At 41.9% G+C, this 23,775-nt stretch carries 19 protein-coding genes, 1 tRNA gene and 1 rRNA gene; 4 read left to right on the top strand and 17 right to left on the bottom strand.

What is annotated here, in order from left to right; all coding sequences use genetic code 11:
- The 10 genes from QM843_RS03800 to argR all read right to left on the bottom strand — a co-directional run.
- Window positions 1-79 (bottom strand): 16S ribosomal RNA (locus QM843_RS03800); the annotation flags it as partial.
- A gap of 241 nt (window positions 80-320) precedes the next feature.
- Window positions 321-392, bottom strand: a tRNA-Glu gene (locus tag QM843_RS03795).
- Between the two features lie 108 nt (window positions 393-500).
- Window positions 501-935 (bottom strand): cytidine deaminase family protein, encoded by a 435-nt coding sequence (locus QM843_RS03790; protein ID WP_414304486.1) that lies wholly within the window; start codon window positions 933-935, stop codon window positions 501-503.
- Between the two features lie 13 nt (window positions 936-948).
- Complete coding sequence (gene gltX / locus QM843_RS03785) at window positions 949-2,409, bottom strand: glutamate--tRNA ligase (protein WP_414304487.1); 1,461 nt, start codon at window positions 2,407-2,409, stop codon at window positions 949-951.
- A gap of 127 nt (window positions 2,410-2,536) precedes the next feature.
- Window positions 2,537-3,886: a glucose-6-phosphate isomerase gene (locus tag QM843_RS03780; RefSeq protein ID WP_414304488.1), complete on the bottom strand. Its 1,350-nt coding sequence runs from the start codon at window positions 3,884-3,886 to the stop codon at window positions 2,537-2,539.
- A gap of 170 nt (window positions 3,887-4,056) precedes the next feature.
- The gene (locus tag QM843_RS03775) at window positions 4,057-4,746 is read right to left on the bottom strand and encodes a gamma-glutamyl-gamma-aminobutyrate hydrolase family protein (protein WP_414399151.1); all 690 of its coding nucleotides are present in this window, start codon (window positions 4,744-4,746) and stop codon (window positions 4,057-4,059) included.
- A 138-nt stretch (window positions 4,747-4,884) separates the two neighbouring features.
- Window positions 4,885-6,651 carry a multidrug efflux ABC transporter subunit PatB gene (gene patB / locus QM843_RS03770; RefSeq protein WP_414304489.1) on the bottom strand — a complete coding sequence of 589 codons (1,767 nt, stop codon included), beginning with the start codon at window positions 6,649-6,651 and terminating at the stop codon, window positions 4,885-4,887.
- A 1-nt stretch (window position 6,652) separates the two neighbouring features.
- Window positions 6,653-8,359, bottom strand: coding sequence for a multidrug efflux ABC transporter subunit PatA (gene patA / locus QM843_RS03765; RefSeq protein ID WP_020903405.1), 1,707 nt, complete (start codon window positions 8,357-8,359; stop codon window positions 6,653-6,655).
- 145 nt (window positions 8,360-8,504) lie between these two features.
- Window positions 8,505-11,042: a DNA mismatch repair protein MutS gene (mutS, locus tag QM843_RS03760; RefSeq protein ID WP_414304490.1), complete on the bottom strand. Its 2,538-nt coding sequence runs from the start codon at window positions 11,040-11,042 to the stop codon at window positions 8,505-8,507.
- Between the two features lie 50 nt (window positions 11,043-11,092).
- Window positions 11,093-11,539: an arginine repressor gene (gene argR / locus QM843_RS03755; protein WP_414304491.1), complete on the bottom strand. Its 447-nt coding sequence runs from the start codon at window positions 11,537-11,539 to the stop codon at window positions 11,093-11,095.
- A 135-nt stretch (window positions 11,540-11,674) separates the two neighbouring features.
- Here argR and argS point away from each other — a divergent pair, with 135 nt between their 5' ends.
- The 4 genes from argS (at window position 11,675) to galU (ending at window position 16,132) form a co-directional block, all read left to right on the top strand.
- Window positions 11,675-13,366 (top strand): arginine--tRNA ligase, encoded by a 1,692-nt coding sequence (argS, locus tag QM843_RS03750; protein WP_414304492.1) that lies wholly within the window; start codon window positions 11,675-11,677, stop codon window positions 13,364-13,366.
- A 408-nt stretch (window positions 13,367-13,774) separates the two neighbouring features.
- A complete protein-coding gene (locus QM843_RS03745) occupies window positions 13,775-14,020 on the top strand; it encodes a hypothetical protein (RefSeq protein WP_020903404.1) in 246 nt (81 codons plus the stop codon).
- Between the two features lie 174 nt (window positions 14,021-14,194).
- Window positions 14,195-15,211 (top strand): NAD(P)H-dependent glycerol-3-phosphate dehydrogenase, encoded by a 1,017-nt coding sequence (locus tag QM843_RS03740; protein WP_261031738.1) that lies wholly within the window; start codon window positions 14,195-14,197, stop codon window positions 15,209-15,211.
- Between the two features lie 21 nt (window positions 15,212-15,232).
- Window positions 15,233-16,132 (top strand): UTP--glucose-1-phosphate uridylyltransferase GalU, encoded by a 900-nt coding sequence (gene galU, locus QM843_RS03735; RefSeq protein WP_261031739.1) that lies wholly within the window; start codon window positions 15,233-15,235, stop codon window positions 16,130-16,132.
- Between the two features lie 140 nt (window positions 16,133-16,272).
- Here the strand turns inward: galU and QM843_RS03730 are convergent, their stop codons facing one another.
- From QM843_RS03730 to pbp1b, 7 genes are all read right to left on the bottom strand, one after another.
- The gene (locus QM843_RS03730; protein WP_261031740.1) at window positions 16,273-16,803 is read right to left on the bottom strand and encodes an AAA family ATPase; all 531 of its coding nucleotides are present in this window, start codon (window positions 16,801-16,803) and stop codon (window positions 16,273-16,275) included.
- Window positions 16,804-16,989: 186 nt separating this feature from the next.
- A complete protein-coding gene (locus QM843_RS03725) occupies window positions 16,990-17,670 on the bottom strand; it encodes a rhomboid family intramembrane serine protease (RefSeq protein WP_261031741.1) in 681 nt (226 codons plus the stop codon).
- Entirely contained in the window at window positions 17,654-18,193 is a 540-nt protein-coding gene (locus QM843_RS03720; RefSeq protein WP_261031743.1) for a 5-formyltetrahydrofolate cyclo-ligase, read from the bottom strand. The genes QM843_RS03725 and QM843_RS03720 overlap by 17 nt, the downstream gene beginning before the upstream one ends.
- A gap of 11 nt (window positions 18,194-18,204) precedes the next feature.
- Window positions 18,205-19,335, bottom strand: a complete 1,131-nt coding sequence (locus tag QM843_RS03715; protein ID WP_414304493.1) for an N-acetyldiaminopimelate deacetylase — start codon at window positions 19,333-19,335, stop codon at window positions 18,205-18,207.
- Window positions 19,336-19,402: 67 nt separating this feature from the next.
- Entirely contained in the window at window positions 19,403-20,101 is a 699-nt protein-coding gene (gene dapD / locus QM843_RS03710) for a 2,3,4,5-tetrahydropyridine-2,6-dicarboxylate N-acetyltransferase (RefSeq protein ID WP_000127460.1), read from the bottom strand.
- A 228-nt stretch (window positions 20,102-20,329) separates the two neighbouring features.
- Window positions 20,330-21,241, bottom strand: coding sequence for a DMT family transporter (locus QM843_RS03705; protein WP_414304494.1), 912 nt, complete (start codon window positions 21,239-21,241; stop codon window positions 20,330-20,332).
- 56 nt (window positions 21,242-21,297) lie between these two features.
- Window positions 21,298-23,748 carry a penicillin-binding protein PBP1B gene (gene pbp1b, locus QM843_RS03700; RefSeq protein ID WP_414304495.1) on the bottom strand — a complete coding sequence of 817 codons (2,451 nt, stop codon included), beginning with the start codon at window positions 23,746-23,748 and terminating at the stop codon, window positions 21,298-21,300.
- Window positions 23,749-23,775: the final 27 nt, after the last annotated feature.

Raw genomic sequence — 23,775 nt, 5'->3', positions numbered from 1 at the left:
TCCTCCTTCAGCGTTCTACTTGCATGTATTAGGCACGCCGCCAGCGTTCGTCCTGAGCCAGGATCAAACTCTCATTAAAAGTTTGAGTTCTCACTCATTTCTGTCACTGACAGATTTATTGTTTTTTCATTGTTCAGTACTACAACCTTAGTTGTAGTGCCCTGCACATTGGTTCGTCTTGTTCAGTTTTCAAAGGTCTTTGTCACTTGCTTCTCTCAAGTGACAACTATATTAGTATATCACAGTCGCTTTCGCTTGTCAACACTTTTTTGAAATTTTTTTAATCTTTTTTCATCAAGTGCCGCAACCACAACATACCATAGTCCGTACGGGATTCGAACCCGTGTTACCGCCGTGAAAAGGCGGTGTCTTAACCCCTTGACCAACGGACCAGAGTTGTTTTCAACTCTTACTATTATACAGACTTTTTCTAACTTGTCAACAACTTTTTTTATCTTTTTTCAAATTAAGTAAAAAGAGCCAGAATTATACTGACTCTTCTATTGATTATTAAACTTAGAAGCACGTTCTTCTCCCCACCAATATGGGATTAGTTCTGCGATTTTCACCGTCTTTCTTGTATCGTAGTCCATCATGAATTCTGCGTCCTTATTTTCAGCGTTCAACTCTAAGAGGAACTCTTTGCAAGCGCCACAAGGCATACCGGAACTTCCACCATAAGGTGGTTGCTCTCGAAAGGCTAATACTTTTTTAACCTTAGTTTGTCCTGAAAATTGGTACATATTAAAGAGTGCCGCCCGCTCTGCGCAGAGATGGAATACACCACAGGTTCCCTCCATACAGAAACCTGTAAATATTTGTCCATCTTCTGCTTCTACAGCGGCAACGACATGATTAGTATAAACAAAATCAGATACTTCATGTGGATTATACAGTTTCTGTGCTTCTTCGTACATCTTTTCCCAGATGTCCATTGTTGCATCCTTCTTATTTAGAGATTTCTTTTAACATATTTTCGATATGCTGGATTGATTTTTCACGGCCTAACAAGAAGATTGTATCTGGCAATTCTGGTCCATGCATTTCACCTGAAACTGCGATACGAATAGGCATGAAAAGATTTTTTCCTTTAATACCTGTTTCTTTTTGAACAGCTTTGATTTGTGGGAAGATATTTTCTGTTACAAATTCATCATTTGTCATCGCTTCAAGTTTTGCTTTGAAGGCTTCAAGAACTGTTGGGACTGTTTCCCCTGCCATGACTTCGCGTTCTGCTTCTGTCAATTCTGGGAAATCTGAGAAGAAGAGATCTGTCAATGGGATAATCTCATCTACTGATTTCATTTGTGGTTTATAGAGCTCAACTAGTTTTTCAGCTTTGTCAGTTAAACGGCCTGCTTCCTCTAAGAATGGTTTTGCCATTTCAAAGATCGTTTCTAGGTCTGCATTCTTGATATAATCATTGCTCATCCAGTCTAGTTTTTTCTGGTCAAAGGCTGCCGGAGACTTGCTCAGGCGGTTTTCATCGAAAAGTTTAATGAGTTCTTCACGAGAGAAGATTTCATCTTCGCCACCTGGGTTCCAACCAAGAAGAGCAATAAAGTTAAAGACTGCTTCTGTAAGATAACCTTTTTTACGGTAGTCTTCGATAAACTGAAGGGTGTTAGTATCGCGTTTAGACAATTTTTTCCCAGTTTCAGAGTTGATAATTAAGGTCATGTGACCGAACTCTGGAGCTTCCCAACCAAGTGCTTCATAAACCATAAGCTGTTTTGGTGTATTAGCAATGTGGTCATCTCCACGGATAACGTGAGAGATTTGCATATCGTGGTCATCGATAACAACGGCAAAGTTGTAAGTTGGGTAACCGTCTTTCTTTTGAATAACCCAGTCACCACCGATATTGCCACCTTCAAATTCGATATCACCTTTGACCATATCATGCCACTTGTAGATACCTGACTCATTAACAGCCAAACGAACCGTTGGGATGATCCCAGCAGCTTCACGTTCTGCGATGTAAGCTGCTTTTTCTTCTTCACTCATACCAAGGTATTCATTGATGTAACGAGGTGTTTCACCAGCTGCTTCTTGGCGTTCGCGTTCAGCTGCCAACTCTTCTTCTGTAACGTAAGATTTATAGGCTTTTCCTTCAGCTAGCAATTGATCGATGTATTTTTGATACAAGTCCAAGCGTTCAGACTGGCGGTAGTTTTCATGTGTTTCTGGGCTTTCATCCCAATCCATGCCTAACCAACGAAGGTTTTCAAGCTGTGAACGTTCACCGTCCTCAACATGTCGTTTACGGTCAGTATCTTCGATACGGATAATAAAAGTTCCACCGTGATGACGTGCGTAAAGGTAGTTGAACAATGCTGTACGAGCATTTCCGATGTGTAGTAGTCCTGTTGGACTTGGTGCGTAACGTACGCGGATATCTTTTGACATAGTTTCTCCTATAAAGTATCTAGGCGTCTGCCTTTTTGCTCTCTATATTATATCACAAGTCTTGGCTGAGGCCAATTTCTATGGATAAAGAGAGTAAAAAGAGTGGACAAGCCACTCTTTTCTTCTATTATAGACGTGCGTTAAGTTCTTTGCTCAATTCTTCAAATCCTGGTTTTCCAAGAAGGGCAAACATGTTACGTTTGTAAGCTTCAACACCTGGTTGGTCAAATGGGTTGATAGCATTCAAGTAACCTGAAAGAGCGATAGCCAATTCGAAGAAGTAGATTGTGTAACCAAGAGTGAAAGCATCTTGCTCTGGAAGAGTCACGTACATGTTTGGTACATCACCATCTGTGTGGGCAAGAAGAACACCGTCAGTTGCTTTTTTGTTTACAAAGTCAACGTCTTTTCCTTGAAGGTAACCAAGTCCATCAAGGTCTTCTTCCAAGCTAGGGATAATCACGTTTTTACGAGGTTTGTCAACACGGACAACTGTTTCAAACATGATACGAGTTCCTTCTTGGATAAATTGACCAAGTGAGTGCAAGTCAGTTGAGAAGTTGGCTGAAGTTGGGTAGATACCTTTTTGGTCTTTTCCTTCTGATTCACCAGCCAATTGTTTCCACCATTCTGAGAAGTATTGAAGTGATGGCTCGTAGTTTACCAAGATCTCAGTTGCATAGCCTTTACGGTAAAGGATGTTACGAACTGCTGCGTATTGGTAAGCTTCGTTTTCAGAGATTTTATCTGAAGTGTAGTCTTTGCGAGCTGCATTCGCACCTTCCATAAGGGCTTTGATGTCAGCTCCTGATGCTGCGATTGGAAGCAAACCAACGGCTGTCAATACTGAGAAGCGTCCACCGATATCATCTGGAACAACAAATGTTTCCCAACCGTTAGCATCTGCTTCAACCTTAACAGCGCCTTTTTGGCGGTCAGTTGTTGCATAGATACGTTTGTTTGCTTCTTCTTGACCGTATTTCTTAACCAAAAGTTCTTTGAAGACACGGAAAGCGATAGCTGGTTCAGTTGTTGTACCTGATTTAGAAATCACGTTTACCGAGAAGTCTTTGTCAGCTACGTACTCTACCAAGTCAGCAAGGTAAGTAGATGAGATTGAGTTTCCTGCGTAAAGGATTTGTGAAGCTTTGCGTTCTTCTTTTGTTTGCAAGTTAGCAAAGTGGTGGTTCAAGAAGTCGATTGCTGCTTTCGCACCAAGGTAAGATCCACCGATACCGATCACAACCAAAACATCGCTGTCTGATTTGATTTGCTCAGCAGCTTTCAAGATGCGGTCAAATTCTTCGCGGTCGTAGTTTTCAGGAAGGTCCAACCATCCCAAGAAGTCGCTACCAGCACCAGTTCCTTTACGGATCAATTCATCTGCTGCTGTTACTTGTGATTGCATGTATTCCACTTCATGTGGTGCAACAAATTTGTCCAAAACTTTTGAATAATCAAATTTAATATGTGACATGTTATTCCTCCAATATTTCTTCTTTTCTATCATAACGCTTACCTTCGTTTTTTTCAAGTTTTTTTGTCGAATTTCTCCAATTTTTATCAGAATTCAAACGTTTGCGTAAAAATGCTACATTCTAAAAATTTTGAAAAAATAAAAGAAAGAACGACCAGATGTCCCAGTCGTTACAGTTCATTCAATAAATACTCAAATAGTTCTAAATTGCCATCTTCTTCATTAACCAGAAACTCTGGATGCCACTGCAAACCGATAATGCGATGTTCGTCGATAGACTCAATCGCTTCAATGGTCTGGTCTCTTGGATCAATAGCAGTTACACGGAAATTAGCTGCCAAATCTTTAATACTTTGACGATGGACGGAGTTGACCTGACTTTCTTTCCCAAATAGCTTAGCCACCACGCTTCCCTCCACTGTCTCAATAGAGTGAGATGTTCCGAAAGGCAGTCCTTGCCAGTGACCTTCGATTTCTTGATTGAGCGTTCCACCAAAGGCAACATTGACAAGTTGAACACCGCGACAGATTGCCATAATTGGTTTATTCTGACGGAGCGCTTCTTTCAAGAGCGCCAATTCAAATTCGTCACGCACTAGGTTGTAATCATCACTCTCGATGGTCTTTTTCTCTCCATAAAACTGAGGATGGACATTTTGCCCACCTGTCAAGATGAGCTTGTCAATCATTTCTACATAATCGCGCACGACTGACTCGTCACCAACAGGAATGACTAAAGGGAGACCGCCGACTTGACGAATGCTCTCTGCGAATCTACAAGATACAGATGAATGAATGTTTTTTCCTTCCGCGTCTACGGGACATAGATTTGCAGCAACTCCTACAACCGTTCTAGGCATGATGTCTCTCCTTTCGAATATTAACGATAGTCCTATCATATCACTCAAAATGACTTTCGTCTAATATGTTTTTTTAAAGGCCGTGATAAATATTTTTTATGGACAAGAAAAAGCTGCCCACATAGGACAACTTCTTTCTTATTCAAAAACAAATTGATTGTGATAGAGTTCTGAATAGAAGCCACCTAGTTTCAAAAGTTCATGGTGATTACCGCGTTCAATGACTTCTCCATCTTTAAGGACAATAATCTGATCTGCATTGAGGATAGTCTTCAAACGGTGGGCAATGACGAAACTGGTTCTGCCTGCTACAACCGCCTCCATGGCATGCTGAATCTTGCTTTCTGTCACCGTATCTACGTTTGAAGTGGCTTCATCGAGAATGAGAACTTCTGGATCTGTCATCAGGGTTCGAGCGATAGAAATCAATTGTTTCTGTCCTGTTGAGAAGATGCTCTGGTCATCATCTATAAGGGTATCGTATTTGTCAGGTAAGCTTTCGATGTAGTCGTGAATGTGGGTTGCCTTGGCTGCTGCCTCAACCATTTCTTGACTAGCATCTGGCACACCAAAACGGATATTGTCTCGAATCGTTCCGCTAAACAAGACCGAATCCTGCAAGACAATTCCCACCTTGCTTCTGAGACTATCCAAATCATAGTCACGAATGTCTTTGCCATCAAAATAAATACCACCAGCATCAACATCATAAAAGCGATTGATGAGGTTCATAATAGTCGTTTTCCCTGACCCTGTCGGCCCAACAACCGCTGTCATCTGGCCTTTCGGAGCGGAAATGCTGACATCTTTCAAAATAGGTTTATCAGGCAAGTATGAAAAATCAATATGACTAATTTCAACACCTTCTTGTAACTTAGTGAAGATTGGAGCCTTTTCAGGTCGAATTTCTTCCTCTGCATCAAACATTTCCTGAATCCGTTCAGCACCTGTAAAGGCTAACTGAAGACTTCCCCAACTAGCTGCAACTTGGATAATAGGCTGGTAGTATTGCTGTGAAAATTGGGCAAACATAACAATCAAACCTAGGGCTGTACTTGTTTCAATAGTCTTGTCATTTAATAAAACAGCTGAACCCGCAAAGATGACGATGGCTGTATTAACCAGACTCATCCCATTCATGACAGGGAAAAGAATTCCTGAGAACATTCTTCCTTTAAAGGTCGCCTTGCGCACGCGCTCATTTTGTTCAAGAAATCCTGCCATCATATCCTCTTGAATCCCTTGCACAATCACGGCTTTTTGACCTGAGATACTCTCATCCATATAGGCGTTGAGCTTTCCTACCTCTTTTTGCTGGAGGTTGGTATATTTCCGTGCCATTTTCACGATGAAAATCAGCATGAGGAAGGCCACTGGTGTGCTGGCAATGGTGATGAGGGCCAGCGTCACATTTCTCGAAAACATGACAAGAATCAGACCAATGTATAAAACAATATTGCTCATGACCTGAATCAAGCTTTCGTTAAAGGCTTGGAGGATATTATCCAAATCACTAGTAAAACGAGACAGAATATCGCCATCTTGTCGGCGGTCAAAGAAAGAAACCGTCAAACGAGCAAGCTTACCAAAGAGACCTTTGCGCATCTCGTTGGTCGATTCTGCAATCACGCGCGTCATGAGACACATATATATCACACTGGAGATAAATAGAACCAAAACTAGCAGACCAAGATTGACCATGATTCCTGATAGGCTTTGCCAAACAAGTTCTGGATTGCCATTTTGATAAGCTTGAACTAAATTGGCTAGCTCTGTTACTGCTTGTCCAGAAAAGACCGGAAAGAGGGCTTGGGCAAGAGTCGCCAGAACAATCATCAGGATGACAACTACAAATGATAGCTTATAGACTTTAAAATAATTCCAAAAAAATTGAACTGTCTTCATTTTACTCCTCCTTTCCTTTCTGTGTTTCGTAGATTTCACGGTAAACGGAATTGTTGGCAACCAAGTCTGCATGCGTACCTTGACCAATCAATCGTCCTTGATCTAGAACCAAGATTTTATCTGCATGAACAACCGAGCTAATCTTTTGAGCGATGATAATGGTTGTCGTTCCCTTCAAGTCCTTATTCAAGGCTTCCTGAACCAGGCGCTCTGACTTGGCATCCAAGGCTGAGGTCGAATCGTCAAAAATCAGAATACGTGGATTGCTGACAATTCCACGGGCAATCGACATCCTTTGTTTTTGCCCACCTGAAAAGTTGGTTCCCCTTTCTTCAACTGGACTTTCAAAGGTTTTCTCCATACGATGAATGAATTCACTGGCTTGAGCAATATTGGCTGCGCGCTCCATTTCAAATAAAGTAGCATCTCCCTTACCCTGTCTCAAGTTATCTGCAATCGTTCCACTAAAGAGAATGGCACGTTGGAGAACGATAGAAACTGTTTTACGCAGGGTTCCTTCACTCACTTCTCGAATATCCTTGCCTCCAATTTTGATAGCACCCTCCTGTGGGTCAAAGAGACGTGGAATCAATTGAGCCAAGGTTGATTTTCCTGCACCAGTCGCTCCAACGACACCAACCATTTGTCCAGGTTCGACAGTAAAGCTCACATCTTTCAACATCGGTTCCTTATCCATTGGATAGGTAAAGGTCACATTTTCAAAGCTAAGACTTCCGACCAAGTCTTCATCTGGGACATCCTTGAAGGTCATGGCTGGCTCTGCGTCAAGAATTTCTCGAATACGACGCATAGAAATCATAGCACGACTGACAGAATTTCCCAAAAATCCAACCATAATAATAGTAAAGATAATCTGGCTTAGGTAATTAACAAAGGAAGCAATGGAGCCAACAACCGATGGATCCGATTGAACCATCCCTGCAACTAGCCAAATAGAGAGGAAAACCGCCCCATAACCGACCAACATCATGACAGGTTCCACTACTGAAAAGGCATATCCGATGTAAAGGTTTTGACCGAGAAGCTCGTCTGAAACCTCCGTAAACTTAGCAAACTGCTCTTTTTCTTGGACAAAGGACTTGACCACACGAACACCGCGTAGATTTTCCTTGGCAATGGCATTGATGCGCTCAAGAAGTGTTTGAAACTTGGCAAAACGAGGCCCCATCATTCCCATCATGACAGCTGTCAAGCCAAAAATCAAGATTACCATTAGAACAATCACCCACCACAGAGAAGGTAAGGTTTGAACAGCCAAGATAAAGGAACCGATGAACAAGAGGGGGAGCCTGAACAGAATTTGAAAGGTCATCATGACGACGTTCTGAATCTGGTTGATATCATTTGTCATGCGAACGACTAGATTTCCCGCATTAAATTGTTCAATATTGGCATAAGAAAAGGTTTGGATTTTACGGAAGGCATCCTCTCGAAGGTCAGATGAAACTCCTTGGGCAATATAGGCTGCGAGGACAACGTTGAGCCCACCAGCAACCAGACCGACCAAAGCCACACTAATCAACCAAGCCCCGATACTATAAATGGCTTCATATTTCCCAGCAAGGAGGGCGTCTAAGACTTCCTGCAGATAACGCGGTTGCAAAAGTGAACTAGCAACCATCAAGCCTGTCATCAGAAGCGAAGCCAAGGCCTGCCACTTGTAGGTTTTTATTTTCTGAATTAGCATACTTTCTCCTTAAAAAATAGACAAAAGGGAGCGACAATGTGTCAGCTCCTTTTCATTCTGTTTGTGTGATGCTATTCTAGCAAAAAAGTGGGGACTTGTCAAAGAAGTATCCTTGATACAGCTAGAATGACAAGTAATTCATTCTTTATAATTTTTGTTTTAACTCGACCAAGACATTCATAGCCTGCATAGGTGTCATATTGTAAATATCTAGTTTAGCTAATTCTGCTAGGATAGGATGCTCTTCTGCCGTATCAAAGAGAGAAATTTGTTCTGTGACAGTACTTGTTTGCCTCACGGGAGCAGGACTTTCTGTCCCTTGATTCTCTAACTGAGTCAAAATCTTGTCCGCCCTTGCTAAAAGGTCTGCTGGCAAGCCAGCAATCTTGGCAACATGGATACCGTAGGATTTATCAGCTGGTCCTGGTTCAATTTTATGAAGGAAGGTGACCTGCCCATCCTGCTCCAAGGTTGCCACGTGAACATTGACTAAATGTTTCAAGCTGGACTCCAGACTAGTCAACTCATGGTAGTGGGTCGCAAAGAGGGTCTTGGCTCCGATATGCTCGTGAATGTATTCGATGATAGACTGAGCAAGAGCCATCCCGTCATAAGTTGCAGTTCCCCGTCCCAATTCATCAAAGAGAATGAGAGAGTCCTTGGTCGCATGCGAAATGGCATTGTTAGCCTCCATCATCTCTACCATGAAGGTTGATTGACCTGAAACCAAGTCATCTGCTGCTCCGATACGGGTAAAAATCGCATCAAAAATCGGTAAATGGGCGCTTTCTGCTGGCACATAAGACCCCATCTGGGCCATAACCGACGTCATGGCTAACTGACGCATATAGGTTGACTTTCCGCTCATGTTGGGCCCTGTAATCAGTTGAATACTGGTATTATCTTCTGCCATCTGAATCGTATTTGGAATATAGGTCCGAGCCCCCATAACCTTTTCAACGACAGCATGGCGCCCTTTCTGGATATCAATTCGCGAATCCTCTCCGAACTCTGGCCGAATCAAATGCTGGGTTTCAGCCACAACCGCCAGACTCTGTAAGACATCAACTGTCGCAATTCCTTGAGCTAGAGCCTGCAAACGCTGGATATACTTACTGACTTCCTCACGGATGCGCATAAAAATTTCATACTCTAGGTTTGCTGACTTTTCACGCGCCTCCAGCATATCTCCTTCGATACGGGCTAATTCTTCGGTTCCAAAACGTTCTGAGTTTTTCAGCGTCGCCTTGCGGAAAAAGTGAGCAGGCACATTTCCCAGTTGAGAATTGGTCACATGGAAATAGTAGCCATCCTTCTTATTGTAGTCAATCTTGAGCGTGCTGATACCAGAATTTTCTCGCTCCTTAGCCTCAATCTCAGCAATCCAGCTAGTCCCTTCTCTGAGAACGCGACGGTACTTGTCTAAAGTCTCATCAAATCCAGTCCGAATGATTCCTCCATCTGTAATCACATGAGGAGCTTCAGGAGCAATCGCTGCGCTAATCAAACTCTCCAACTCAGGGATTCCATCCAATTGTGCGATGAGATAAGCTAGAGCAGGTTGCTCCATCCCTTCTAAAATCGCACGAATCCGTGGCACACTGGATAAGGTGGTCGCCAACTGCAAGAGATCCTTGGGATTGGTTTTACCAAAAGAAACACGACTAGCCAAGCGTTCGATATCATAGACACCCTTGAGACTGTCTGTCAAATCACTACGCTCAAAGAAATGGTCGAGGAAGACCTGCACCACTTCTTGACGTTGGACGATTCGTTCCTTATCAATCAAGGGACGATGGATCCAAGACCGCAAGAGACGCATTCCCATAGCCGTCTTGGTTTCATCCAAAAGCCAGAAAAGACTACCTTGCTTCTTTCCTGAACGAGCATTCTCAACCAAATCCAGACTGGCCTTGGTCGCATAATCCATCTGCAAGAAATCCTTGATTTCATAGCGTATAACAGGCTTGAGGTGGTTCAATTCCCTCATCTGAGTTCGATGAACATACTGGAGCAATTTACTAGATGCCGCTTGCTCCACAGATGCCAATCGTGAATCCAGTAAATGAAGGTCTTCAAAGCCTTCTTTTTCATATGAAAGCACCAGATTCATCTGACGACTGAGGATTTGTTCTTCTTCCTCAGACAAGTCATAACCCAGCACCACTTCTCGCGCCTTGAGATTACGGATTTCCCCACAAACCAGCGTGAAATCCAAAAGACCTGTCACATAAAAGTCACCCGTCACCAGGTCCATATAAGCTAAGCCAAATTGATTGCCATCTCGATCTATAGCAACCAAGAAGTTGTTCTGACTGTCTGGCTTACTGCTATCGACCACTGTCCCTGGCGTAATGACCTGAACAACCTCTCGTTTCACAACCCCAACTGCTTGTTTAGGATCTTCCATCTGCTCTGCGATAGCTACCTTATAGCCCTGCTCAATCAAGACATCTATATACTGCTGGGCAGAATGATAGGGGACACCCGCCATAGGAATCGGATTGTCGGCATTCTTGTTGCGACTCGTTAAGGAAATTTCCAGAATCTGCGCAGCATTGACCGCATCCTCATAAAATAATTCATAAAAATCACCCATCCGAAAGAGCAAAAAAGCATCTGGATATTGCTTTTTAATATCCACATACTGTTGCATGCCGGGTGATAGCTTTTCTATCGCCATTTTCCGTCTCTCCTTGTCAAAAATAAGTCTTGAGAGCAACTCCCAAGACCTTACTTATATTTCATCAAATCTAGCAAACGATCTTCCATGAGTTTGGCAACGTGCTGGTCTCGACAAATGACCAATAAGGTATTGGCACCAGCAACTGTTCCTAAAATCCATTCATCCTTGTTTGCATCTACAATATTTGCCAAAACAGAGGCTTCGCCCAATTTGGTATGAAGCACTAAGGTAAACTCTGCTCTTGCAACACCTTCTAAATGATGAGACAAAAATTCCACCAAATCAATCTTTTCTGTCTCATTTGCTAGTACATAATACACCATATCATTTTTCTTGACCTTGGTCAAGCCGATTTCACGCAAATCACGAGACAAGGTGGTCTGAGTCACAAAGACATTGTGCGCCTCCAACCGATCTTGAATTTCTTTTTGTGTACTTAATTTCTCCTCAGTAATCATTTTTTTTATTAACTGATGACGATCTCTTTTTCTCATAAAATCCTCTTATGTGAATATTTATAACTAATTTTATAACTATATTATACCAAAAAAATAGGAGATTTCAAAAATTTTTTCTTCTTTCTTTAAAATTGTGATAAAATAGTAGAAAAGTCCAAAAAGGAGCTCTTAATGAATACAAAAGAATTGATTGCTAGCGAGTTGGCTAGCGTTATTGATAGCCTGGACCAAGAGGCTATTTTAAATTTACTGGAAACCCCTAAAAACTCAGAAATGGGAGACATCGCTTTCCCTGCTTTTTCTCTTGCAAAAGTCGAACGTAAAGCGCCACAAATGATTGCTGCTGAACTGGCTGAAAAGATTAATAGCCAAGCCTTTGAAAAGGTTGTTGCAACTGGGCCTTACGTCAACTTTTTCCTTGATAAATCTGCTATTTCTGCTCAAGTATTGCAAGCTGTTATCGCTGAAAAAGAACACTATGCTGACCAAAACATTGGTAAACAAGAAAATGTTGTTATCGATATGTCTAGTCCTAATATCGCTAAACCATTTTCTATCGGTCACCTGCGCTCAACTGTTATCGGAGATAGCTTGTCACATATTTTCAAAAAAATCGGTTATCAAACTGTCAAAGTCAACCACTTGGGAGACTGGGGTAAACAGTTTGGGATGCTGATTGTTGCCTACAAAAAATGGGGTGACGAAGAAGCTGTAAAAGCTCATCCAATCGATGAACTTCTTAAACTCTATGTCCGCATCAATGCTGAAGCCGAAAACGACCCTAGCTTGGATGAAGAAGCACGCGAATGGTTCCGTAAACTGGAAAATGGAGATGAGGAAGCTCTCGCTCTTTGGCAATGGTTCCGTGATGAAAGTTTGGTAGAATTTAACCGCCTTTATAATGAACTGAAGGTTGACTTTGACAGCTATAACGGAGAAGCCTTCTACAACGATAAGATGGATGCAGTTGTAGACATCCTTTCTGAAAAAGGCCTTCTTGTTGAATCAGAAGGTGCCCAAGTTGTGAATCTTAAGAAATATGGAATTGAACATCCAGCCCTTATCAAAAAATCTGATGGTGCAACTCTCTATATCACACGTGACTTGGCTGCAGCTCTTTACCGTAAAAATGAATACCAATTTGCCAAATCTATCTACGTCGTTGGTCAAGAGCAATCTGCCCACTTTAAACAACTCAAAGCTGTCTTGCAAGAGATGGGTTACGACTGGAGTGACGACATTACTCACGTTCCTTGTGGTTTGGTTACAAAAGAAGGAAAAAAACTCTCTACTCGTAAAGGGAATGTCATCTTGCTAGAGCCTACTATTGCAGAGGCTGTTAGTCGTGCCAAGGCTCAAATCGAGGCTAAAAATCCTGAACTTGAAAACAAAGACCAAGTAGCGCATGCTGTTGGGGTCGGAGCCATTAAATTCTATGACCTCAAGACCGACCGTACAAATGGATACGATTTCGATCTAGAAGCTATGGTATCCTTCGAGGGGGAAACTGGACCTTACGTTCAATATGCCTACGCTCGTATCCAATCTATCTTACGCAAAGCCGATTTCAAACCTGAAACAGCGGAGAAATATAGCTTGAATGATGCTGAAAGCTGGGAAATCATTAAACTCATCCAAGACTTCCCACGTATTATCAACCGTGCGGCAGATAACTTTGAACCTTCTATCATTGCTAAATTTGCAATTAGTCTAGCTCAAGCCTTCAACAAGTACTATGCACATACACGTATCCTAGACGAAAATCCTGAACGCGACAGCCGTCTAGCTCTCAGCTACGCAACCGCAGTCGTTCTCAAAGAAGCCCTTCGCTTGCTTGGAGTAGAAGCGCCAGAGAAGATGTAAATCGCCAAAGTTACTTGATTCCAAAGCAATCTAAGTAACTAACGCCAAATCCTATCAGAGATTTGGCTAGGCGCTTCACTAGTTTTAGGACATAAATATGATCGATTTATGTCCTAAAACGTCGTAATCTTAAGGTTATTGGAACTAAAGTTCCTAATTGTTAGACGCTAGCCGCTTATATGCGGACTAGCTAACTGCTTCACTAGTATTGTAATAGAAATAATATCGATTTCTATTACAATACGTCGTAACTATGTGGCGCATTGCCTAAACGATTTACTAATTCACCTAACCAAATAATATCGATTTGGTTAAGAGACTTATCAAGTTTTGCTGACTTGCTCTACTATTTTAGGTCCACTAAATCGATTTATTCACTACTACTTCCACCATACAGGGAGATTTTCTATGAGCCAATATGCTTATATCCTCGTTGTGATTAGCTTGGTTTTCCTTTTTCTGCTCAATAAGTACGAGAAGGAGAGACTGCAAAGGCTCTACCAAGAACAACTTTTGAAGGATGAAACATTTAGGTCTGACATCAAAGAAAAAATTCACACGACTGAAAATATCAATGATGTCATTGCTTACATCAATAAAACTTATCATCTGGGAATGTTGCTATCAAAAGACATTACAGATCAATTGAAATAAACCGAGCTATTCTTTAACTTTAAGGAATATCAAAACCGAGACTAAGAGTTTAATACTTAGCCTCGGTTTTTGTATACTTTTCAAGTAACAAAGCAACCACTCCCCAGCAATGCAAGTGCAAAATCCTCTAGAATATGATAGAATAATGAAAAGGACTCTATTAAGGAGGAAATCATGGAAAAACAAACCATCGCCGTCTTGGGGCCTGGTTCTTGGGGAACTGCTCTTTCACAAGTCTTAAATGACAATGGACACGAGGTACGTATTTGGGGAAACATTCCCGAGCAAATCAATGAAATTAATACCTATCATACTAACAAACACTACTTTAAAGATGTCGTTCTAGATGAAAATATCATTGCCTACACCGACTTATCAGAGGCACTGAAAGATGTAGATGCGATTTTGTTTGTTGTCCCAACAAAAGTGACACGACTTGTTGCCCAACAAGTTGCAAAAACCTTAGACCATAAGGCTATCATCATGCACGCATCAAAGGGATTAGAGCCTGATAGCCATAAACGATTATCAACCATCCTTGAAGAAGAAATTCCTGAACATCTCCGCAGTGATATTGTCGTTGTTTCAGGACCTAGTCATGCGGAAGAAACCATTGTACGTGACCTGACTTTAATCACTGCCGCTTCTAAAGATTTACACACAGCTCAATACGTTCAAGAACTCTTTAGTAATCACTACTTCCGACTTTATACCAATACGGATGTTATCGGGGTCGAAACCGCTGGTGCTCTCAAAAATATTATTGCTGTCGGTGCTGGAGCTTTACATGGTCTAGGATTTGGTGACAATGCCAAGGCAGCCATTATCGCTCGAGGTTTGGCAGAAATTACTCGTCTAGGGGTAGCACTCGGAGCCAATCCATTGACCTATAGCGGCTTATCTGGTGTGGGAGATTTGATTGTAACGGGAACTTCCATCCACTCTCGTAACTGGAGAGCTGGAGATGCTCTTGGTCGTGGAGAATCTTTAGCTGATATCGAAGCCAATATGGGCATGGTGATTGAAGGAATCTCAACGACTCGAGCAGCCTATGAACTAGCGCAAGAACTTGGAGTCTATATGCCAATTACACAGGCCATTTACCAAGTTATCTACCACGGAACCAATATCAAAGATGCCATTTATGACATCATGAACAATGAATTTAAAGCAGAAAATGAGTGGTCTTAACCCTCTAGAGAAAGGATTCTTATGACATCAAAAGTTAGAAAGGCAGTCATCCCTGCCGCTGGGCTTGGAACTCGATTTTTACCAGCAACAAAGGCCCTTGCCAAAGAAATGTTACCAATTGTAGATAAACCAACTATCCAGTTTATCGTAGAAGAAGCTCTTAAATCAGGTATTGAAGATATTCTGGTTGTTACTGGTAAATCAAAACGTTCTATTGAAGACCACTTTGACTCAAACTTTGAGCTTGAGTACAACCTCAAAGAAAAAGGCAAACATGACTTGCTAAAATTGGTAGACGAAACAACTGGCATTCGCCTTCACTTTATCCGTCAAAGCCATCCTCGTGGTCTTGGCGATGCTGTCTTACAAGCAAAAGCTTTTGTGGGGAATGAGCCCTTCGTTGTCATGCTTGGTGACGACCTAATGGATATCACAGATGACCACGCTGTACCTTTGACAAAACAATTAATGAACGATTACGAGACAACCCACGCATCAACAATTGCTGTTATGCCTGTTCCTCATGAAGACGTTTCAGCATATGGAGTTATCGCTCCTCAAGGTGAAGGAATTAATGGTCTCTATAGCGTCGAAACTTTCGTAGAAAAACCAGCTCCAGAAGATGCTCCAAGTGATTTGGCAATCATCGGCCGCTATCTGCTCACACCAGAAATTTTTGAGATCCTCGAAAATCAAGCTCCCGGTGCTGGAAATGAAATCCAGCTTACCGACGCTATTGATACACTTAATAAAACACAACGTGTTTTCGCCCGTGAATTTACAGGAGCTCGTTACGACGTTGGCGATAAGTTTGGCTTTATGAAAACATCTATTGACTACGCCCTCAAGCACCCACAAGTCAAAGATGACTTGAAAGATTACATCATCCAACTTGGAAAAGAATTGGCTGAGAAGGAATAGAATTAGTTTCCAGATAATAAATTAAGTCTCCAGCAAGTTGACTCTGGAGACTTAATTATTTTACAAATTTACATACAATTTAAAAATTTATGTGATATGTCTCTAAATCTACCAACTCAACCTCAGTCCTTAATGACGGATTACAGATTTTCAATCAAAAATCGATTTGAAGTTTTAATGATATTTGCTATTTTGGGGACTTTTAAATCATCTGTATACAGAAAATGTTTTTTCTTCTCCTTATTTTTAGCTAGAAACTCACTTCTTGCTTGTATTGATAAGTTGCCCACTCTTTCAGTTTCTTTTCGAGAACCATCCCTATCTTTCAAGATTTTTTCTTCGGCCATTAAGACACAATATTTTAGGGCAACTTGTTTTTCTTTTAAGAAGGTTGCAATTTTCTTTAGTTGCTCTTCAAAAATGACATATTCTATCACAACGGTAATACCTCGGTCGATGAAATTATTGATCAGACTGATGATATTATCCCAAAATAAATCCATGTAATAACCATCATCTTCCCAAGGAGCCACGAGTCCTCCTTTAATCATTAAATAAATCATGTCGCCTTCAATTACTGCACTTTTCTTAAAAGAATAGGCCAACTCCTTACTGACTGTGCTTTTCCCAACACCAGGAGGACCTGAAATGATGTAAACACAATTTTCCATTCGACTACCTCGTCCATTCTTTTATTATTGACTATTATAGCATTTTTTAGTCTATTAAAGATCAGACAAATTCATCAAATCATAAGATACAAGAAACTCGCTATCCTTCCAATTTTGCAACAAAAAAGCCATCTTTGTAGATGACTTATTGGCAACTGAATCCATGCGCATTTAACTATTCATTCCCTACACATAACTCATTCCCTTGTAGAAAAGCAGAACTGCGAGTCCTACGAACAACACTACCGCTCCTAACCTCTGGCTGGTACTATACATCCGTCTTTCGCCTCGAACTGGAAAGATAACTGCTAGAAATGCTCCGCCAACTGCACCACCGATATGACCTGCTAGGCTGATTCCTGGAATCAGAACACTTCCAATAATGTTAACCACAAAAAGTGTCAGATAAGATTGCCCTAGCTGTTGGATATAAGAATTACGCGTTGTATAGCGAAGAATGATAATCGCAGCAAATAGTCCATAGAGAGAAGTAGAAGCTCCTGCTGCTAAGGATTGGGGGCTAAATACAAAAACAAAGAGATTACCCATCATTCCTGATAAAAGATAGAGAAAGAAAAACTTCTTAGATCCGAAAATTTCCTCTACTTGCCTACCAAGATAATAGAGAGAAAGCATATTAACAATAAAATGCTCCCACCCAATATGAACAAAAATAGCAGAGAAGAGACGCCAAACCTGCTCAGGAAAGAGGCGAATAGCCGGCCCATACATGGCTCCAAATCGAAATAAGGTATCCGCCCTGTCAAAGTTTCCTCCTGTAGTCACCAACATTAGTAGAAATACCAAGGCCGTCACTAAGAGGAAGAAACTCGTCACAGGGTAACGTCTATCAAAGATTTCCTTCATCAATTAATACCTCCTGAACAGGAATATCATGCTTTTCAGGAATAAAGTCCCTAATTTGACAAGGATATATCGTACTAAAAGTATGACCAGAAAAATGTTTCAGATAGCGATCATAATAACCTCCACCGTATCCAATCCGATATCCTTCCGTCGTGAAAACCAAGCCAGGAACATGAATCAAATCAATCTTTGAAACATCCACAACTTCCAAATTTCCCTGTGGCTCCAGTAATCCAAAGGAAGTTTTTACCAACTGTTGCGGTTCATAGACTACAAAGTCCATGCGCCCCTTGGGATAGGTTTTAGGTATCAGAACCTTCTTGCCGTCCTTCAGCGCTTGCTCAATCAATCCCTGCGTTTGAAATTCGTGAGGAAAAGAGAGATAGGTTGCGATGACCTTAGCTTCTTGGTAAAAGGGGTGTTTTAAAAGTCGCTCAGTTAAAGCTTGGTCTATAAACTGTTTTTGCTCTCGAGGTAAAGCCTTCATTTCGTGTAAGACTTGCTTGCGCAATTCCGATTTCATAAACAACCCCTCTACTCTGCTGCCTTCTTTTTGAGGAAACTAGAGACCACGTCCACCCCAATAGCTAAGGCTTCTTCCTTAGGACTCATCTGAGGGTGATGAAGGGCGTAGGGACTATCAATACCTAGCCAGAACATCACGCCATCAACCTTTGAAAGGAGATAACCAAAGTCTTCACCTGTCATAGCAGGTTCGATATCAATCAACTCAATTCCGTCTTTTTCTTCAAAGAAATCCATCAGTTCTCGTGCCAAGGCTGGATCGTTCTCAACAGGCAGATAACCACCTTGCTTGAGTTCCACTTCGACTTCCATATCAAAGGCAGCTGCAACTCCTTCTGCAACTGTTTTGACCCTCTTTTGCACCAAGAGACTCATATCCTGAGTTAAGGCCCGAATAGTTCCATGTAAAAAGGCTGTGTCTGTGATGACATTGTTGGTTGTTCCGGCTTGGAAAAGACCAAAGGTCACCACTGCTCCCTCGATTGGATTAACATTGCGGCTGACAACTGACTGCACCTGGGTCACAAAGTAACTAGCCGCCACCAAGGCGTCATTAGCTTCATGTGGAAAGGCTGCGTGTCCTCCTTTGCCTTTGAAACGAATCTTCACCTCGCAAGTCCCAGCAAAGAGTGTATGGGTATTGGTCGCAATCTGACCAACCTTCAAATCCGGCCGAACATGGAGACCATAAAACTGGTCTGGTAGCCAGTCTCCAAAAGCGCCATCCTCATACATGAGCATACCACCAGCTTCATTTTCTTCCGCAGGTTGAAAAAGGAAGAGCAGATTATTTTTCTGTTGCTCCTCAAGGGCGCTCTCAAGACAGCCCAAGGCAATAGTCATATGAAAATCATGGCCACAGGCATGCATCCGACCTTGATGTTGAGAAGCGAAAGGGAATCCTGTTTGTTCAACGATAGGCAGACCATCAATATCTGTTCTCCAACCAATAGTACGCTCTGGCTGACTTCCCTGCAAATAAACCAAAATACCTGTCCGCCAAGTCCGAACTTGGACAAACTCCTTGCCCGCAGTCAATTTTTCAATCACATCTAGCAAATAAGCCTGAGTCTTGAACTCCTCCAAGCCAATCTCTGGAATCTGGTGCAAATCTCGTCTAGTCTGAATCAAATCTAACATCTATCTATCCTCCGATATAGCAGAAAGAGGCTGGAAGAAGGGTTCCGCCTCTTTATTACTTTTACAATTATAAGGTACGAAGCGCATCCTCTAGCGCTGTTTTTTGTTGGGTTTGGGCATCAATCTCTTTGATAATACGAGCTGGAACACCTGCCACCACCACGTTTTCTGGGACATCTTGGGTAACAATAGCTCCTGCTGCGACAACTGAACCACTACCGATTTGGACCCCTTCGATAACCACTGCGTTGGCACCGATGAGAACATTGTCTCCAACACGGACTGGTTCTGCGCTAGCTGGCTCAATCACACCTGCCAAAACTGCACCTGCACCAACGTGGCTGTTTTTCCCAACGATAGCACGGCCACCAAGGATGGCACCCATGTCAATCATGGTTCCTGCACCGATTTCAGCACCGATATTGATAACTGCTCCCATCATGATAACAGCATTGTCACCAATTTCAACCTGATCACGGATAATCGCACCTGGCTCGATACGAGCGTTGATAGCACGTTTATCTAGCAAAGGAACTGCAGAATTACGAGCATCTTGCTCAACAACATAGTCTTGATTTTCTACCAAGCCATCAAGAAGCGGAGCAACATCTTTCCAGTCTCCAAATAGGACATTCCCTAGTTTGACAACAGAGCTAGGTACAGCAGTTGCGAGTTGTCCCTCAAAGGTTACTTTGACACTGGTTTTCTTTTCAGCATTGGCGATAAATTGGATAATTTCTTGAGCGTTCATTTTTGTAGCAGTCATAAGCGCCTCCTAGTTCATTTTAATGATACCTATTCTACCAAAAAAGGCCTCAAATTTGAAGCCTTTTTGTTTGTTTTTAGGTATGATTTTTAGGGATGTGAGATAAAACGTGCTGTCGGTAAAAGCAAGCCCCTACCGATACAACCTAAAAACACTCTTCACAACTATCTCCCCGTGTTTTATTGACTATTCTAGTATAGCACACTTTTAGAATTAAGAAAAGACTTTTTATTTACTTTCTTTCGCTTCTTCTATCGATAGGAAAATCATGGGTAAAATAATCAAGACCATTGCTAGAAGAAGAGACCAATCCACTACTAATCCTAAAAACAAAACACTCAAGAGAGCAGAGGAGAGAGGTTCACTGGCACTAATGACAGAAACCACCAAAGGAGAAACCAAGGACACTGCCTTCATGGAAATAAAAAAAGCAAAAGCCGTCCCAAAGAAAGCAATAATAAGGCAAATCAAGATACTCCAAATATCAGGAGTAAAGGAAAGCTTATACACTGGCGAAAGGATATTGCTAAATAAACCGGCCAAAATCATCCCCCACCCAACCGTCGGGACAAAACCATAGCGCTTAGCAAAAGGTTGAGGTAAGATAACATTAAACATAACACCCATGGCACTCAACAGACCTGTTATAAGGGCTAGTGGCGTCATAGATAACTGAGAGAGATCGCCTTTTGTCGCCATCAAGCACACGCCCAGCATGGCAATCAAAACATAGAAAATAGCACTTTTTGACGCTCGTTTTTGATAAATCAAGCGATTGTAAAAGAGGATAAAGACAGGACTTATAAACTGTAAAATAGTCGCTGTCGCTGCATTAGAATATTCTACGCAGAGGTAGAAAAAATACTGGACTGAAAAAATCCCCAAAATAGCATAGGCTAAAAAGGGCAGGTAATTTTTCTTATCTCGCCAAATATCTAGCACTTGCGATTTTAATTGCACTGCAGACCAAATGAGTACAAGACTCCCTGCCAGTGTCAAACGCATAGAGGTAATCCAGCCAGAGGACACTTGATAATGAGTAAAGAAATATTCTCCTAAAATTCCACAGATTCCCCAGATTAAGCCGGATAGGAGCGAATAAATAGTTCCTTTAACAATCTTTTTCTGATACTGATTCATACCTTTATTGTAACACGAAAGGAAAAAAGAAAAAAGTGGCAATCAATGCCACTTTCCTATCTTCTACTATTTGGTTGTGTAGATGATGAACTTGATGTACTGCTAGAACTACTACTTGAACTTGGTGTAGATGAGAAACTACCAATAATACTTGACCAAGCATTTTGGTAATCTGCTTCACTTCCTCCAATAGCAAAGTGATAGCTTGTCGTAGGAGCTCCCGCCTTATTAGCCCAATAACTCGTTACAGTAGCCCCTGAAAGATCCACCGTTTTTCCATTAACGGATACTTTGCCTGGCTTCTGTCCTGTAGATCTGAGGACCTGAGATTGGGTCACACTAGAATCAAGATTAAAGCGTTCATTGCCCCAAACACCAGGCTCAGCCTGTTGGATAGCATTGACCAAGTAAGCCATATATTTGGCATTTCGATAATGTCCAGCCCCCTTAGCCATTGGGCGGTTGTCATCATGCCCTAGCCAACCACCTAGAGTCAATCTTGGTGTTGACAGCATGAGCCACATATTTTCATCTTCATTGGTTGTACCAGTCTTACCAATCCAGTCTGCACGAGCTAAGCTTGAATTGATAGAAGCCAAATCCGTTTGGAAACTTGAAGTGATTCGAGATGAAATCACCTCACGAAGCAAACTCTGCATAATTGTTGCCGTTGCCTTCGAGTACACTTGAACTGGCTTGTCTTGAAATTCATAGATTACTCTACCATCAGATGATTCAATCTTAGAAATCACATGTTTCTGATGGTAGACACCGTTATTGGCAATTGTTTGATAACCATTGGTATGCTGGGCGACTGTGACTTCAATACCGCCGCCCATAGGCAGACTTTCGATACCGTACTCCGGAATCTCGTAACCCATTTTCTCCATATAACCCTTGACATCCACACCCTTCTCACGAAGCATGCGATAGGTCCAATAGGCTGGGATATTCCATGAATAGTTCAAGGCTTCTCCCAAAGTCATCATGCCTGTACCTGGACTATTTACATACATGATAGGATTTCCATTAGAGAATTTTGTTGGATAATTGGACAAGATACTAGCGCTTCCCATCAAACCTTGATCAATGGCAATACCGTAGGCCAACAAAGGCTTGGTTGTAGAGGCTGGCGAACGCTTGGTGTCGAAGGCGTGATTGTTTTGGTTGGTCTGGTAATTACGACCACCAACAAAGCCTAGAACAGCTCCCGTTTTATTGTCCATCAAAACATTCCCTACTTCAGGCTGCCCAGTCGAATCATCTACCAAATGACCATAGTTAGCAACTGCATTTTGCATAGCGTTATGGATTTTTTTATTGATCGTTGTAGTAATTTTGTAACCGCCATTACTTAGTTCCTGCTCAGCTCGCTCATGATAGGCCTTTTGAATCGAATCGTTTTTCAACTCTTGGCTAGAGACATTGTCCTGTTGAACTAAATAATCATACATACGGTCTGTCGCTTCAGCCATAGCTGTAAAGTAGAGATAATCCCTCGAAACAGCATTGACAGTTCCTGATGGCAAGAAATCTTGCTTGAGATTATAATCCTTGTACTGGTCGTATTCTTCCTGAGTCAGAGCACCCGTACGGTACATGTTGTAGAGAACATCCTTGGCCCGCTTCAAACCAAGTTCTAAGTCTTCATCACTCTTTAACTCTCCAGTATTTTCATAAGGGGAATAAGTAATCGGACTCTGTGGCAAACCTGCTAGGAAGGCAGCTTGGGGAATACTCAGCTTGTTGGCATCGATACCGAAAATCCCTTCAGCAGCTTGCTGGGCACCTGCAATATTCTGCCCTTTATGATTTCGACCAAAGGGAGCAACATTGAGATAAGCAGTCAAGATTTCATCCTTACTCATGCTGCGTTCCAAGGCAAGGGCATCAACAATTTCTGTAGCCTTACGAGCCAAAGTCGGAGCATCTCCAACCACTTGTTGTTTGATTAACTGTTGGGTCAAGGTCGAGCCCCCGCTAGATGAGCCCAAACCTGCAAAGGTTCCCAAAGTCGCCCGAATCACAGCTTTTGGCACAACCCCATTATGTTCAAGAAAATGTTCGTCCTCAGTTGCAACGATAGCCTTTTTGAGATTGTCCGATATTTCCTCAGATGAGACAGAAGTTCTCAGTAAATCACTCTCGATAGAAGCAATGACACTCCCATCTGCGTAAACAATTTCTGAGATGGAAGAAATATTTTTAACCTGCTTGACCAAGTCCTCCGATTGGGGAACCTTGGCCTTGTCAAACAAAGCAACTCCATAACCAAGAGCTACACCAGCACCAAAAAGCCCACCGATAAAGCCTAGAATAAAGAGAGTATTCAAAATTCCCTTGATAACAACTAAAATGCTACCTAGGATAGCCAGAACTTTCCCACCTGTCCCATCCGACTGCTTCTCTTCTGAGACTTTCTCTGATTTTTTATGATTTATTTTTGATTTTACTAGCTGGAAAAATTCCAGCATTTTTTGTTTTAATTCATTTAATTGATTTTGCATGGATTTCCTCACTGTAACTATTATACC

Source organism: Streptococcus mitis (assembly GCF_047463435.1).
Lineage (GTDB): Bacteria > Bacillota > Bacilli > Lactobacillales > Streptococcaceae > Streptococcus > Streptococcus mitis_DS.
The sequence above is the reverse complement of the archived record's forward strand: the minus strand, read 5'-3'. Positions and strand labels throughout refer to the sequence as shown.